This window comes from uncultured Altererythrobacter sp., from assembly GCF_913057185.1.
GTDB classification, from domain to species: Bacteria; Pseudomonadota; Alphaproteobacteria; order Sphingomonadales; family Sphingomonadaceae; genus Erythrobacter; species Erythrobacter rubellus.
In genome coordinates this window covers 111389-127191 of sequence record NZ_CAJXNK010000002.1, presented here as the reverse complement: position 1 = coordinate 127191, position 15803 = coordinate 111389, and the positions used below count along the sequence as shown (strand labels likewise).

The following is a 15803-nucleotide window of genomic DNA, read 5'->3' as shown; positions in this document are numbered from 1 at the left end:
TCCAAGCGACTTGCGCCTAATTCTTAGAGACCATCCGGTCCGCAGTCATTGCGAAGAAAGTCGAGCAACTTCGTATTGAACTGTTCCTGGTGGCTGTACATGTGTGTGTTCGAGAAGTGGTCCGCGCCATCAATCGTCATAAACTGCGCGTCCTTGCCCGCCTTCTCGATCGCCTTCTTATAATCCTCGAAGTGATAATACATCACACGGCGATCCTGTTTGGGATGTACCATCAGCAGCGGGATGCTTACATTATCGACCTCGTCGATTGGGTTGATACCGACAAGCCCACCGCGGGCCTTAGACCAATCGTCAAGCGCCTTAAATTGGGTATTGCGGCGACCATAATATTGCTTCTCCGCATCGGCGACTGCTGCACCAGCAATCGCGCATTGATAGAGTCCTGCCTTGTTCGTTGCGGCGTACAACGCAGCCTGGCCGCCGTATGACCAACCGAAAAAGGCAACACGATCCGGATCTACCCATCCAGCTTCAATGAGAGCTTTTACACCGTCGTCTTTGTCATCCTGCATAGCCAGTCCATGCTGGCCGTAGCCCGCATCGAAGTGACGCTGGCCCCAGCCGGTCGAGATCCGGTTGTTCGGGTAAAGCACCATGTAGCCAGCATTTGCCAACATTTGACCCCATTCATCGAACGAAACCATACCATTTACATGGGGGCCGCCGTTATGCTGAACCACTAGCGGATGTGGCCCCTCACCCTTCGGTACAGTTACGTAAGCAGGGATCTTCAGCCCATCGCGTGCGGTATACCAGATGAACTCAACATCATTGAGCTGATCCGGATTTATCAATGGGTTCCGGCTGCCCAATTTAGCGATCCCCGCCTCAGTTATGAGATAGTATGAACCCGGATCGCGCGGCCCGCGGTTTGTCACAATCATCCGTTTCCCGTCGCGTGATCGACTAGATACGCTGATTTGATGCGCATATGGAATTTGTTGCTCCAAAGCTTCGTAGAGTGCCTTTTCTTCCTCATCAAACCAGTGAGTTTCCATCCGCCAATCTGGATACATCGCACCGGCAAGGTGATCATTACCTGGTACGGAATGCAGACGAATGCCCATCACATCTGACGTTTCGGACTGGAAAAGCTTCTTGCCGAACTGCCCGGTGGTGAAGTCAAACTCCCACAGCGCAGCCTTATCTTCACCACGGTTATCGATCATGTAACCAATATTTGGATTATTTGGATCAAATCCAGCTAGCCCCATGAAACCGCTGAGCACGCGATAAAGGTTTTCGTGGTCATCATAATCATAGCGTTGATCGAGTTCTTTCCAGGAACTTTCGCCTGGCAATCTGTAGTAAGAAACCAGCTCGTTCGTACCTGGATCAACCGATTGAGAAAAACGCGGGTTCCCGGCGTTATCAAAGGTGATTGACGGGGTTTTCTCATTTCCCTTAATCTGGAGAGAACGTCCCCCCGTATTCAAATTGAATCGGTAGTACGCCTGCGGTCGAAATGCAGAAAAAGGATCAACACCAAGTCCATCGGAAACTGCACGGCCCTGAGATATCAAAATCGTATCTGGCTCGTTGGGTAGCAATTCGACAATTCCGAAGTTACCATCGATATTATTGAATTTGTTCTCTTCGAGATTGTAAGAGAAACTCTTATAATCGCGGATGTCTGCTTCCGGCCGCGTCACACGGTCTCGATTTACCTGCCAGGCAGTGCCGAAAATGTGATTGTCTGTCACCCAGGACGCACTAATAATTTCCATGGGGCTCGCATTGAGGCGACGATAGGGCTGCGGATCCCCTGAGAGCAAATCGTCAGTCTTGTAGATTTCGAGAAGGTAATCACCTTCACGACTCTCAGTCTTGTGAACCAAGATGTGCTTTCCGTCAGGCGAAATCTGAACCGCATTCACAACGCTTCTCAGAGACCAGATTTCAACCGGAATTGTATCACTGGCAACTTGCGCGTTGGACTGCGCTTGAACGGTATCTGAGGTCGGAGACAGAAGTAGCGCCGCGGCTCCAACCATACCCGCGACCAAGGGGGATTTGATTCGCATCTTTCAACTCACTCAAAAGGATATTTAGACCAAGATCATGCTAAGAACAAAAGGGCCCCGCCACAAGAGTGGCGAAGCCCTTTTTTTTGATTAGCTTAGCTTCTTTGCAACTAGAACTGATAGCTAAACGATGCGAAGATCTCACGACCATCGTAATCGTAACCATTACCGATCGCAACGTTGTTGATGGCAAGCACTTCGTCGCTGTCAACCAAGGGCGGAGCAGTGTCGAAGATATTGTCAACACCTACCAACAGGCTCCACTTGTCAGCGCTGTAGCGAATCGATGCAGTGTGCAGGAATTGCTCCTTCGCAAAGCCTACGTCACGGCAGAAGCGCCCATCTCCAGGTACGTTAGCCGTGCCGTTGCCGGTACATGTGTCTGAGAAGAAACCGGTACCAAGGCTACCAAAAGCATCGTCAAACTCGTCGATACCATCCGAGTCTTGCTCTACCTTGCCGGTGTAGCGCAACTGGTATGTCAACCTGAAATCACTGACGTCGGCGGTGAACGTCGCACGACCCGTCCATTTTGGCAGGCCGAACTCGCCGGCATCGTCGTCAAAAGTGACCGTGCCGTCATCATTCGTGAAGAGCGAGCTACGCTCCAACAGGTTGTTCGCACGGATATTAAGACCAAGGTCAACGTTCTCACCGAATAGCATGACATCTTTGCCAAAATCGGCGTTGAAGTCGATACCGCGAACACTTTCCTGATCAAGGTTAAGGAAGGCCGCCGCGACATTGCTGACTAGACCGCGGCCAGTTGGAGCTGTGTCGACCGAGATACGGTCACAGAACTGACTGCGCTGGCCATCATCCCGTGTGAAGCAGTCATTGACGATGAACTGACCCGAAGGTTCAACGATCGAGTCTTTCAGTTTAATGTCGAAGTAGGTCACACCAAGAGCAACGTCCCATCCGTCACCGAAGGTTTCTTCAAAGGAGAAGCCAGCTGTGATCGAACGTGAAGTTTCCGGATCGATGTCCAAGGTACCACCGGACGTGATCTCTGTGCTTGAGAATTGCTGAGTATTCAGCCCTTCAGGGTCGATACCCACCTGGGTTGGGTCACGACCTTCCCGGAGACAATTCTCAAGGATGGTGGGATCACGCTGATCGTCCTGTGCTGAATAGCCACCAGCAGCTGAATCAAAAGCCGCGTCGGGCACCGCGCAAGGATCAAAAAGTGTATTAAATCCTGAGAGACCAGCCAGGAAGTTCTCGCGCAGGTTTGGCGCGCGGAACGAGGTACCATAGGTCACACGCAGAAGCAGCGCACTCACTGGACGCCAGCCAGCTTTTAGCGAGTAGGTGTAGTTGGTGCCGTAGAACTCTTCGTCGGTCAAACGACCAGCGATGTCCACGTTCAGCTCTTCGACCAGAGGTTTCGCCGCGATTAGCGGGATGCTGACTTCGCCGTAGAGCTCACGGAGAACCTTGCTACCCTGAGCACCTTGGTCAGAGAAGAACCCGAAGAAAAGGCCGTTGGAGGCCTGGAAGTTAGGATCAGTAGAAATCTTATCCTTACGCCATTCGCCACCAAACACGGCGCTGACTGGACCAGCAGGCAGCTCAAAAAGATCGCCCGTGAGAAACGCTGAGAAGAGCATCTGTTCGTAAGTCGTATCTACACGACGTTGATCAAACAGATAAGTACGCTCCGCAGCGCTTGCGAAGTCGCCAACTGCACCGGTCACACGCTAGGTGCGAACAGGTTTACGGGCACACAGCCTTGAGCAAGGTCAGGGGCGGCAAGGTCAGGATTGGCGAGGCCAGCAGTGTTACACTCACCGATCCATAGCGGATCACCGAAAAGACCAAAAACGTCAACGCCGTTATCATAGTCGTCGGCAATTCCGTCGCCGGTATTATCAACCACGCCATCACCGTCATAGTCTGCTGTCGGGTCAAGACCTAACGCCAGTGCAAGGCGGTCTTCACGGATGCCGTTACGGATCGAGACACCTTCAGAGCGTGAGTAGACCCCGGAAACTTCCCATGTCCAACTCGAACCAAAAGCCGGTAGATCACCCTTAACACCAAGAACGCCGCGATACTGCTCTTGCGTCACATCAGTATTGTTCCGGTCGCCACGGATTGAAGCGATTGGAGTTGTTGGGAGCGTAAAGCCCGATGACAGAGCTAAAGAAGTACCCGTGAGCCCCTGCAGTTCGTTGTCGGCGGCACGGCAGTCAACACCGCTTCCAGTAAGGAAGTTACACGGGTTAAACTGGTTGAGGTCTGGAACACTCGGGAAAATCTGAGGATAGCCCGTGTCAGTCGCCTTGATCTCTGCTCGTGAGTAATTCGCCTCGAAGAACGGTGTGATATTACCCGCTCCCGGGAAAGTATACTCACCATAGGCCATCACGTTGTAGAGCTTTTGTTCACTGAGGAACGTCTGCTCTGGCAATGCACCGTTGGTGTTCACATTCTGGAAGTCAACGTCGCGGATACCATCGCCATCGGTGTCGAGATCAACGCCAAATGCATCAGTGGACTCACCATAACCCAAACCAGGGATGTTTGCGATATTGCCGTTGCCTGGGAAATAGACAGAGCCGAAACGTGCAAACGGCTGGAAAATACGGCCAGAAATGCCGCCAACCTTACATTCGGTCTCGGCTACAGACACGCCGGGTGTACGATCCTGAACGCTCGCATTGTCGCGCACACCCAATGTATAGATATTACCGTCCTGGTCGACTTCAAGGTGAGTGTTACAACCATCGAAGAAATCGCGATCACGCAGACGGATTGCGTCGCGATAGTCATATTCGGCACCGATGCCGAAGAAGCCACGGTCTGTGTTTAGGCCGTAAGCAGCACTAATCGTGTAGTCTTCACCAGCGCCCTGTGGGTTTACATCGCCGCGTGCAAATAGTTCAAGGCCATCGAAGTCCTTGCGCAGGATAACGTTACCCACACCAGCGACAGCGTCTGAACCATACACCGACGACGCACCGTCGAGCAGCAAGTCATAGCGTTCGACTAGCGATCCCGGGATCAGGTTGATCGATGGATTGGTTGGCGCGCCTTCTACACCCGCCGGTGCGAGTCGGCGGCCATTGATCAAAAGAAGCGTGCGGTCAGCGCCAAGGCCGCGTAGGTTCAGCGTTTGCGAGCCTGGACCGTTGTCCAGCACAAAACCCTGGAATGTCGCATCAATTTGCGTACCTGCAGCTGATTCATCACGCTGCAGGATCTGAGAAGGATCAAACAAGCCAACGTTATTGGATGCTTCCGTGTTGAGAACCTGAATCGGCGAAATGCTGGTATAAGTATCACGGCGGATACGCGAACCAGTAACAACGATGCCGCCTTGCGGCGCTTGCGCTGTCTCACCCTCTTCGGTGACATCAACGCTTTCCTCTTCTTGCGCTTCTTCACCGTCTGCATCCTGCGCTTGAGCAGGACCAGCGATTGCAAAGGCAATAGCCGAGGCTGAGAAGGCAAGGGCCTTCACTGAATTACTTTGAAACTTTTTCATGTTTACTCCAGTCGCGACAACTGGAACCGCCCTTATCAGACAGGGGCTAAACAAATCGCTCTCACGATTTCTCTTCGCTTAGCCCCCTATAATCCCACAGGCACGGCCCCTTAGAATGCGGAACTAATGCGTTAGCGCTCGCGCGATGTCAAAGCGTAAGATCAAATTTTGCAGAATTGTTGCGCGAATCACACATGACCGCTTTTGTGTGATTTTAAGTCCTCACAACGCGCATGACGATTCAACTTTAGTTCGGATATCAATCATCCAACCCAGATCTTTAATTCGCCATCGCCTTCGTCAACCTTGATGACGCTTCCATCTGGCACTTTCCCTTCCAGAATCATTTCCGCCAACGGGTCCTGCAAATAGCGCTGAACCGCGCGTTTAAGCGGTCTCGCGCCATAAACCGGGTCATAGCCGACTCTGCCGAGCCAACGCAGAGCAGCGTCAGTCAATTCGAGCTCGATCTTGCGATCCTCGAGCAGTTTACCCACGCGCTTGACCTGAATCTCAACAATCGGCGCCATATGTTCAGCCGCCAAGCGGTGGAACAGTATGATTTCGTCCAGCCGGTTCAGGAACTCTGGGCGGAAATGTCCGCGCACAACGTCCATGACCTGAGGTTCGAAATCCTTGACCGTCTGGTCATCGGTCATTTGACTGAGATACTGACTACCGAGGTTCGAGGTCAGGATGATCAACGTGTTTGAGAAATCGACCACACGGCCCTGCCCATCGGTAAGCCGGCCATCATCGAGAACCTGCAACAGCACGTTGAAGACATCGCCGTGCGCTTTCTCGACTTCGTCGAACAGCACAACCTGATATGGGCGGCGACGGACCGCTTCAGTGAGCACACCACCTTCATCATAACCGACATACCCCGGAGGTGCGCCAATAAGTCGCGCGACCGAGTGCTTCTCCATGAATTCACTCATGTCGATGCGGACCATCGCCTGATCATCGTCGAACAGGAATTCCGCCAGAGCCTTGGTCAGCTCGGTCTTGCCCACGCCCGTTGGGCCCAGGAACAGGAAGCTGCCAAGCGGGCGGTTCGGATCCTGCAAGCCGGCACGCGCACGTCGCACAGCTTTGGACACAGCCTCGATGGGCTGTTCTTGCCCGATCACGCGCTTGCCGAGCAGCTCTTCCATTTGCAGCAGCTTCTCGCGCTCACCCTCCATCATCCGTTCCATCGGGATGCCGGTCCAGCGCGCCACAACGCTTGCGATATCTTCTTCGGTCACCTCTTCGCGCAGCAGAGCATTCTCTGATTGCGCGCGTGCACCTTCCAACTCTTTTTCCAGTTCGGGGATCCGCCCGTAGGAAAGCTCGCCAGCCTTGGCCAAATCGCCTTCGCGCTGGGCTTGCTCCAGTTCAAGGCGCGCCGCATCGAGCTTTTCCTTGATCCGGCTTTCCGCATGGATCTTGTCACGCTCGTTCTGCCAGCGGGTGGTGAGCTCCGACGATTCCTGCTCAAGGTTCGCCAGCTCTTCGCGAAGAGTGACAAGACGATCCTTCGATGCATCGTCGCTTTCCTTGGCCAGCGCCGATTCTTCGATTTTCAGCTGGATAATGCGGCGGTCGAGATTCTCGATCTCTTCCGGCTTTGATTCCACTTCCATGCGGATGCGCGACGCGGCCTCGTCCATCAGGTCGATCGCCTTGTCGGGCAGGAAGCGGTTCTGAATATAGCGGTTCGAAAGCTGCGCAGCCGCGACCAATGCGCTGTCGGTAATGTTCACACCGTGATGCAGCTCGTACTTCTCTTTAAGTCCGCGCAGGATAGAGATTGTGTCTTCAACGCTCGGCTCATCAATATAGACCGATTGGAAACGCCGCTGCAGCGCGGGGTCCTTCTCGACATACTTCTGATATTCATCGAGCGTGGTCGCGCCGATGCAGTGCAGTTCGCCGCGGGACAGTGCGGGCTTGAGCAGGTTGGATGCATCCATCGAACCTTCAGAGGCCCCAGCCCCGATCAACGTGTGCATCTCGTCAATGAACAAGATGATCTGACCGTCAGAGCCCTTCACTTCATCAAGCACCGTCTTCAGCCGCTCTTCAAACTCGCCGCGATATTTCGCGCCCGCAATCAGCGAACCCAGGTCGAGGCTCATCAATGTGCGCCCCTTCAAGCTATCGGGAACATCACCGTTGGCGATGCGCAGCGCGAGCCCTTCGGCAATTGCGGTCTTGCCCGTGCCCGGCTCACCGATCAGCGCGGGGTTGTTCTTGGTACGACGAGCCAAGATCTGGATCGTGCGGCGAATCTCTTCGTCACGACCAATCACCGGATCAAGCTTGCCGTCGCGCGCAGCCTGCGTGAGGTCGCGCGCGTATTTCTTCATCGCATCGTACGCGCTTTCAGCATTCGCGCTGTCGGCCGTCTTGCCTTTGCGCAATTCATTGATCGAGTTTTCCAGTGCCTTGGGATCAAGCCCTGCTTGCTTGAGCGCCTGCCCGGCTTTTGTTGTTGTCGCCAACGTCAGCGCGGAAAGAAGGCGCTCAACCGTGACATAGGAATCGCCGGACTGCTCCGCGATCTGCTCTGCCTGATCGAGCACCCGCACCGCATCATTGTCCAAGCCTGGCGTTGATTGTGCGCCGCCGCCGGACACCGCAGGAATCTTGCCTAGCTCGGTATCGACCTCTGTGATCGCCACGCCCGGGTTGCCGCCCGCACGCTGGATCAGGCCTGCGGCCATGCCCTCTTCATCTTCGAGCAGAGCCTTGAGCAAATGTGTCGGCGTGATCCGCTGATGGTTCATGCGGATGGCGACGGTCTGCGCGCTTTGCAGAAAGCCCTTGGCGCGGTCAGTGAATTTCTCCAGGTTCATTGGTGATCCCTCAGTGAATTACCGCTTTCATGTAGTGTTGCTATTTTGCAACACAAGGCTCTTGGCCATTTTTCCGTAGGTCGGTGTGTTACCTGACTAGGTGGGTTTGGCAATCCGCATTGCAAGCCCCTGATCGCTACCATCAAACTTGATGGCTTGACCTGCGCGCGACTGACAGCGAGTGTCACGCCAAGAGCTGGAGAGAGATTTGAACATGAAATGGCTGTTACGCGGTGGCTTTGCGCTGCTCGCATTGGTGCTTGTTGCTTTTATCGGACTCGCGACTTGGGAGCCGTTTTTCGCCCACCAAGGTAAAGCGCCTGATGGCGATCGTGAATACAGCGCCGAAATCATCCGCAGCGAATACGGCGTGCCGCATATCTACGGAAAGACCGACGCGGACGTGGCATTCGGTGTTGCGATTGCGCAATCGGAAGATGATTTCTTCACACTTCAGGATGTGATCGCCATGGCGCGTGGGCGCTACGGCGCAATCGCTGGCGAAGATGGCGCAGCAGTCGACTACGTCTATCACCTACTTGATGCGCGCGGCACAGCTCAGCGGCATTACGGCAGCTTGCCCGAGGATACACGCGCGCTGTTCGAAGCCTATGCCACCGGCCTCAACCAATATGCGCGAGACAACCCGGGCGAAGTAAAGCTCGCGAATCTCTTTCCCATGAATGGAGAGGACGTGGCAGCCGGCTTTGCGCTGCGCCAGCCGTTCTTTTTCGGGCTCAATAATGTCATCCAGCCTTTGGTAAGCGGCGATCCGCTTCGCCGCGAATTTGGCCCCGACATTCCCGGTTTCCCGCGTGACAAGAATGGAGATGTCATCGGGCCTGACTTCGATGGAGAACCTGCTGACGCTGCGGTCTTCACGCCATTCGGCAATGATGGTGCATTGAATGGCTCCAACGCTTGGGCCGTCAGCCCGGATAAATCCGGCGGGCCAACAGTGCTCATCTCCAACTCGCATCAGCCGCTGCGTGGCGGCGTTGCGTGGTACGAGTTGACCGTTGAGAGCGAGGAAGGCTGGCACTTCACCGGTGCGAACTTCCCCGGCTCACCCTTTCCATTCCTGGGGCACAATCGCCACTTGGGCTGGACCAATACCGTCAACCGCCCGGACATGGTCGACGTCTATGCCCTGGAAATGGACGACAGCGGTACGCGCTACATGCTCGATGGTGAATGGCGCGAGCTGGAAAGCAAGACCGTTACTTTGCCTGTCAAAATTGGCCCTGTGGTCTTGCCGATTCGCCGCGAAGTGCATCGCAGTGTGCACGGTCCAGTCATCATCAATGACAATGGCGCATTCGCGATCCGCTATGGCGGAATTGACAGGATCGATCAGCTGGACGCTTATTACCGCCTAAACAAGGCAACCAGCCTTGAAGAATGGCAGACACAGCTTTCACGTATGGCGATCCCCAGCACCAACTTCATCTACGCCGATGAAGCGGGCAATATCGCCTATGTCTACAACGCTGCAATTCCGGACCGCCCCGAAGATGCGGAGGCGAATTGGCGCGGCTTGGTTGATGGAACGCGGTCCAACCTGATCTGGCAAGGCGCAGTCGAATATGAAGAGATCCCCAAACTGATCAATCCATCCTCGGGCTGGCTCTATAACTCGAACAACGAGCCTTTCACTGCCGCGGGCGCATCGGACGATATCGACCGCGACAGCGTCTCGCCGATACTGGGTGTGGAGCTCAAGCAGACCAACCGCTCACGCCGTGCATACAAGCTGCTTAGCGAGACCGAAGTGCTCGATCGCGCCAATCTGGAGCGGATCAAATATGACACCGCTTACGAACGCGAAGGTTATGTTGCGGAGCTGTGGGACGCCGTGCAAGCGCTCGATCCCGGCGAGGACAAAGATGTCGCCCAAGCGCGCGAACTGATGCTGAGCTGGGATTTCAAGGCGGACAATATCGGAGGTGCAGATGCGATCGCGCTGCTGATGATCCGAGACTTCATGTCAGCCGAGTATCAGAACAAAGACTATCCCGATGTAGGTGAGAGCCTTGAGAATGCAGTGGATCATCTCAACACCCACTTTGGCCGGATCGATCCGCCGATGAGCGATTTGTTGCGCTTGCGCCAAGGCGATGTAGATCTGCCGCTTGATGGCGGCTCGGACACATTGCGCGCCTCAACCACCTGGCGCGTCGATGACGATGGCCGGTTGAGCCTGGTCCATGGCGACAGCTTCATTCAATGGGTCGAATGGCGAGAGGGTGAACGCGTCCATTCACAGTCGATCCAGCCTTTCGGCGCAGCGATCAGCCGCCCAGAAAGCCCGCATCACACCGACCAGATGGAACTGTTCGTGAATCATCAACTGAAACCGGTCCATTTTTGGCGCGAAGATGCGATTGCCAATGCTAGGCGGCGATATGTGGTTGAGTCCAACTGACAGCCATGTAAACAGGCGCAATGCCCCGCCCGGCGGCAATGGCCGGGCATACAGTTCAATTTAGGAGAATCCGATGTCCGTAGCAGGTACCTATAACACAACCGTCAAAAGCCCGATGGGCGATCAGAGCGGCACTCTTACCGTAACCGACAATGGCGACGGCACTTTCAGCGGCAACATGGCTGGCGCCATGGGCGCAATGGATGTTGAAGATGGCAAGATCGACGGCAACACCATCACCTGGAAGATGCAGATGACGGTCCCGATGCCGATGACGCTCGATTGCGAAGCGACAATCGACGGCGACACTCTGACCGGCAATGTCAACGCAGGTGCTTTCGGTGCAATGCCAGTTTCAGGCACACGCGCTTAAGCGATCAATTGTAGAAACAGTGAAGGGCCGTCGGAGCGATCCGGCGGCCTTTTCTATGGCCGATGATAATGTCGCAACTTGGGGTGGGAAGTGGACATTGCCAAAGCTGCTTCTACCCAAGCTTGTCTTTCAGGATCTGGTTCACGACCGCGGGATTGGCCTTGCCCTGCATGGCCTTCATGGTTTGCCCCACGAAGAAACCGAACAGCTTGTCTTTCCCGCCGCGATATTCTGCAACCTTGTCGGCATTGTTGGCGAGAATATCGTCAATCGCAGATTCAATCGCACCGGTGTCCGAAACCTGCTTCAAGCCCTCGCTATCAGCGATCTCGTCAGGCTCGCGCCCGGTCTTCAAGACGATCTCGAAGATCTCTTTCGCCTGACCGCCGCTAATCTCGCCCGCGTCCTGCATCTTCAGGATCGCAGCCTGACGCGCGGCGGTGGCATACTCGACATTGGCTTCGCCACCCAGTGACTTAATAACACCGGGAGCAACCGAAAGCGCCCAGTTCGCGACAGGAGTCGCAACAGCCTTCTCGTCCTTGCCGATTGCCTTCGCCGTTTCTGTCAGCAGCGTTTCAAACCGCGCGAATGTCTCAACCTCTGCGGTCAGTTCGCGCGCGTTGTAAGGCGTGAGACCCAGCTCGTTCTCATAACGTGCACGCTTGGCATCAGGCAGTTCTGGCAACGATGCGCGGCATTCCTCAAGGAAGTCATCTTCCAGCTCAAGCGGCAGCAGATCAGGATCGGGGAAGTAGCGATAATCATGCGCATCTTCCTTGGAACGCATGCTGCGTGTCGTACCGCTAGCGACATCGAACAGGCGCGTTTCCTGCACCACCGAGCCACCGCCTTCGATCAGATCGACCTGGCGATTCGCCTCATGCTCGATAACCTGCATCACGAAACGCACCGAGTTGACGTTCTTTGTCTCGGTACGCGTGCCGAATTCCTCGCCGGGTTTGCGCACAGAGACGTTCACGTCGGCACGCATGCTGCCCTCTTCCATGTTGCCGTCACAGCTGCCGACATAGCGCAGGATTGAACGCAATTTGCGCACATAGGCTCCGGCCTCAGCTGGCGAACGCATATCGGGTTTGGAGACAATCTCCATCAACGCCACGCCGCAGCGGTTGAGATCAACGTAAGACATAGTCGGGTGCTGGTCATGCATCAGCTTTCCCGCATCCTGCTCGACATGAATGCGCTCGATACCGATGATTTTCTCTTCCGGAATACCGGCCTTCTCGTCCGCGTCGAGAACCAGCTGCCCTTCGCCCACAATCGGGTGGTAGAGCTGGCTGATCTGATAGCCCTGCGGCAAATCGGCGTAGAAGTAGTTCTTGCGGTCGAAGCGGCTGTATTTGTTGATCTGCGCCTCGATCGCCATGCCGGTGCGCACTGCCTGACGGATACATTCCGCATTCGGCACGGGCAGCATGCCGGGCATCGCCGCATCGATCAGCGAAACTTGCGCGTTGGGCTCTGCGCCGAATTCAGTCGAAGCTCCGCTGAACAGCTTGGCATTGCTGGTGACCTGCGCGTGGACTTCAAGGCCGATCACGACCTCCCATTCGTCGGTGGCGCCCTGGATACGATATGTGCTCATAGGTTTTGCTCTAGATCGGGTGTGCTGCCAGTCAAGCGGGCTCTAGAACAAAATAGCCCTGATCGCCCTTGTCGCGGGCATTTAGCGCTTTGGCTTGTTCTTCGAAAGCGGAGATTTCCTGTTTTGTGAGGGGGAGCGCGTTCGCTGTGCCATCAAGGTTGTTGGACGGGATATCGCGCGCGCAGGTCTCACTCCACGCGAGTGACCAGCCGAGCGTGTCGGTTCCGTGCGCGATGCATTTGAGGGCAGCGCGGCCTGCGAGACTGACAAAGGCTTCTGGTGTGAAGAGGTACAAATGCCTTGGTGCATCAACCTGCACCCAGTCCGCCCCGTATTTCGCCCAGATCTCGTCCTGCAACAGTGGCAACCGAACGAATATCTTGCCGCCGGGATTCAGACGCGCGCGCGCCGTCTCAAGTAGAGCCTTGAGATCGGGCGCATGCTCCAGCGAATGGTGCATGGTGATGCAATCGTACTTGCGATCATGGCTGTTCAATTCGCCGCGAATGAGCGTGACGCCCGACGGCCGCCTGCCTTCGCGTGCCTGCGGCAGAAAGGCGTCGATCCCGGTCAGGTTCGCAAAACCGAGCTTGGCCAGTTTCTCGAGCCGTGCGCCCTCCCCGCATCCCACATCAAGGATCGCCGAATCGAATGTCAGCCTCGGTATCGTCGCAATCCATGGCTCGGCTCCGCGGCGGATACGATCGGTTATCCCTTATCCGCGTGGAAAGGCTTGCGGGTTGCCAACCAGTCCAACCGCCGCCCATCGCTTGAGCAGGTTCTTCCAGAGCGGATCTTCGCGGCGATTATTGAACGAGTAGTAGGTCTCGCTGGCTTAGAAGCGCCCAAGGTCTTCGGGGATGTCCGCGATCTGCAATGTCCCGCAAGAACCGCAACGGAAGTACTTAAACGCCTCGCGGGTCCCGAACATCATCTCGCGCGCTGTGATCCGTTCCGAGACTTCGTCAGCGCCGCAAATCCGGCACGCCATCGCTTAGCTATCGTCGATACGCCGCGCGGGCGTCGCATCCTTTGCGTCAGGCTTCTTGGCCTTGCCAGTGGTGTCGAACCGCGCTTCGCCATGCTCGACATTCCTGCTGAGCCATAGCGCGAATAGGCCTAGCAGCACGAAAGCGATCAGGAAGATGATGGCGAAGAGCATCGTCTTACCACCACTTCTCCGGCTTAGCCGCGAAGTTCGCACGCTGCTGAATCGCGAGGCCAGCGTTGAGCACTCCCTGCTCGTCAAACGGCTTGCCCACCAATTGAAGCCCCAGCGGCAGACCATCATCGGTCAGTGTCGCAGGTACGCTCATCGCAGGCAGGCCAGCGAGCGAAGCCGGTACTGCAAACACATCGTTCAGATACATTGTCAGCGGGTCTTCATTGAGCGAACCTAGCGGGAAACTCGGCGTTGGTGTCGTCGGCGCCAGGATCACATCGCATGTCGCCCAAGCCTCTTCGAAATCACGCGCGACCAGTGCTCGCACCTTTTGCGCCTGATTGTAATAGGCATCGTAGAAGCCTGCACTCAGCACATAAGTGCCGATCAGGATGCGACGCTTCACCTCGTCACCGAAGCCCGCAGCACGCGTAGCGGCATACATATCCTGAAGGCCCGCACCTTCGGGCAATTCGCGCAACCCGTAACGCACGCCATCGTAGCGCGCGAGGTTGGACGAAGCCTCTGCAGGCGCGATGATGTAATAGGCTGGCAGCGCGTATTTCGTGTGCGGCAGCGAGATATCGACGATCTCCGCGCCCGCATCGCGCAGCCATTCCTTGCCCTGCTCCCAGCTTTTCAGGATCGCCTCATAGGTGCCATCCATGCGGTATTCCCTGGGAATGCCGACTTTCTTGCCCTTGAGATCGGCTGAAAGCCCCGCTTCCCATGCGGGCACATCCATCTGCAGCGACGTGGAATCCTTCGGGTCAAACCCGGCCATGGCTTCCAGCATGATCGCGCAGTCTTCTACGCTGCGCGCCATCGGCCCAGCCTGATCAAGCGAGCTGGCAAAGGCGACTACGCCCCAACGGCTGCAACGCCCGTAGGTCGGCTTGATCCCGCAAATGCCGGTGAAGGCGGCAGGCTGGCGGATCGAACCGCCGGTGTCAGTGCCGGTTGCCGCTGGCGCTATGCGTGAGGCAACCGCGCTGGAAGAACCGCCTGACGAGCCACCCGGCGACATCGCGGCATTGCTGCCTTCTTTGCGCCATGGCGAATTGACGTTGCCGAAATAGCTTGTCTCGTTGGATGAACCCATCGCGAACTGGTCAAGATTGAGCTTGCCCAGCATGCCTGCACCGGCCGCCCAAAGGTTGGACGAAACAGTGCTTTCATAATCGGGCTTGAAGCCTTCCAGAATATGCGAGGCCGCGGTGGTCTGTACGCCGTGCGTGGCGAACAGATCTTTCATGCCGATAGGCACGCCGGCCATCTTGCCCAGGTCTTTGCCAGCCGCGCGGTCTGCATCGACTTTGTCAGCCGCAGCCAGAGCATGCTCAGGCGTGGTCACGATGAAAGCATTGAGCGCCGCCGCATCCGCAACAGCTGCATTGAAGCTTTCCGCCACTTCGCGCGCGGTGAATTCGCCGCTCGCAACACCGTCGCGGATGTCCTTGACGCCAAGATCAGTAAAGTCAGCCATCACTCGATCACCTTCGGGACGCCAAAGAAGCCATGCTCTGCGGCGGGCGCATTGGCGAGCACATCTTCACGCTTGCCGCCGCCCGTCAGCGGGTCAGCGTCAACCACGTCATCGCGCAAGCGCAGCTTTTTCGGGATCACTGCGGTCATCGGCTCGATCCCGGTCACATCGACCTCGCCCAGCTGCTCGACCCAATCGAGGATGCCATTGAGCTCGGGCACCATGCGCTCGAACTCTTCATCACCCATTTTGATGCGCGCCAAGGAAGCGATCTTGGCCACTGTTGCTTTATCTACGGACATAGCGTTTCCGTTAGCGGTGCGCTGGACCGCCTTCAAGCGCCCATTGCGCGGTTTAGGATGGAATC

The 15803-nt window shown here is 56.1% G+C and carries 12 protein-coding genes; 2 read left to right on the top strand and 10 right to left on the bottom strand.

The genetic code is table 11. The features are described from left to right. Nucleotides 1-23 precede the first annotated feature (23 nt). The 4 genes from QZ487_RS08430 to clpB form a co-directional block, all read right to left on the bottom strand. Nucleotides 24-2015 carry a prolyl oligopeptidase family serine peptidase gene (locus QZ487_RS08430; RefSeq protein WP_285975646.1) on the bottom strand — a complete coding sequence of 664 codons (1992 nt, stop codon included), beginning with the start codon at nucleotides 2013-2015 and terminating at the stop codon, nucleotides 24-26. Nucleotides 2016-2155: 140 nt separating this feature from the next. Then, the gene (locus QZ487_RS08425) at nucleotides 2156-3745 is read right to left on the bottom strand and encodes a TonB-dependent receptor (protein ID WP_296024266.1); all 1590 of its coding nucleotides are present in this window, start codon (nucleotides 3743-3745) and stop codon (nucleotides 2156-2158) included. Continuing rightward, the gene (locus tag QZ487_RS08420; RefSeq protein ID WP_296024264.1) at nucleotides 3742-5538 is read right to left on the bottom strand and encodes a TonB-dependent receptor; all 1797 of its coding nucleotides are present in this window, start codon (nucleotides 5536-5538) and stop codon (nucleotides 3742-3744) included. Before QZ487_RS08420 ends, QZ487_RS08425 begins: the two co-directional genes overlap by 4 nt. 263 nt (nucleotides 5539-5801) lie before the next feature. After that, nucleotides 5802-8381 carry an ATP-dependent chaperone ClpB gene (gene clpB / locus QZ487_RS08415; RefSeq protein WP_296024262.1) on the bottom strand — a complete coding sequence of 860 codons (2580 nt, stop codon included), beginning with the start codon at nucleotides 8379-8381 and terminating at the stop codon, nucleotides 5802-5804. A 214-nt stretch (nucleotides 8382-8595) separates the two neighbouring features. Here clpB and QZ487_RS08410 point away from each other — a divergent pair, with 214 nt between their 5' ends. Together QZ487_RS08410 and QZ487_RS08405 are read left to right on the top strand one after the other, a co-directional pair. Continuing rightward, nucleotides 8596-10806 carry an acylase gene (locus QZ487_RS08410; RefSeq protein WP_296024260.1) on the top strand — a complete coding sequence of 737 codons (2211 nt, stop codon included), beginning with the start codon at nucleotides 8596-8598 and terminating at the stop codon, nucleotides 10804-10806. Between the two features lie 73 nt (nucleotides 10807-10879). After that, nucleotides 10880-11179 carry a hypothetical protein gene (locus tag QZ487_RS08405; RefSeq protein WP_285975650.1) on the top strand — a complete coding sequence of 100 codons (300 nt, stop codon included), beginning with the start codon at nucleotides 10880-10882 and terminating at the stop codon, nucleotides 11177-11179. A 112-nt stretch (nucleotides 11180-11291) separates the two neighbouring features. Here the strand turns inward: QZ487_RS08405 and gatB are convergent, their stop codons facing one another. From gatB to gatC, 6 genes are all read right to left on the bottom strand, one after another. Beyond that, nucleotides 11292-12788, bottom strand: a complete 1497-nt coding sequence (gene gatB / locus QZ487_RS08400) for an Asp-tRNA(Asn)/Glu-tRNA(Gln) amidotransferase subunit GatB (RefSeq protein ID WP_285975651.1) — start codon at nucleotides 12786-12788, stop codon at nucleotides 11292-11294. 31 nt (nucleotides 12789-12819) lie between these two features. Next, nucleotides 12820-13428, bottom strand: a complete 609-nt coding sequence (locus QZ487_RS08395; protein ID WP_367114463.1) for a class I SAM-dependent methyltransferase — start codon at nucleotides 13426-13428, stop codon at nucleotides 12820-12822. A gap of 195 nt (nucleotides 13429-13623) precedes the next feature. Then, nucleotides 13624-13779: a hypothetical protein gene (locus QZ487_RS08390; protein ID WP_296024258.1), complete on the bottom strand. Its 156-nt coding sequence runs from the start codon at nucleotides 13777-13779 to the stop codon at nucleotides 13624-13626. Between the two features lie 3 nt (nucleotides 13780-13782). Continuing rightward, nucleotides 13783-13950, bottom strand: a complete 168-nt coding sequence (locus QZ487_RS08385; protein WP_285975653.1) for a hypothetical protein — start codon at nucleotides 13948-13950, stop codon at nucleotides 13783-13785. A gap of 4 nt (nucleotides 13951-13954) precedes the next feature. Beyond that, entirely contained in the window at nucleotides 13955-15436 is a 1482-nt protein-coding gene (gatA, locus tag QZ487_RS08380) for an Asp-tRNA(Asn)/Glu-tRNA(Gln) amidotransferase subunit GatA (RefSeq protein WP_285975654.1), read from the bottom strand. Next, a complete protein-coding gene (gatC, locus tag QZ487_RS08375) occupies nucleotides 15436-15738 on the bottom strand; it encodes an Asp-tRNA(Asn)/Glu-tRNA(Gln) amidotransferase subunit GatC (protein ID WP_296024255.1) in 303 nt (100 codons plus the stop codon). The genes gatA and gatC overlap by 1 nt, the downstream gene beginning before the upstream one ends. Between the last annotated feature and the right edge of the window lie 65 nt (nucleotides 15739-15803).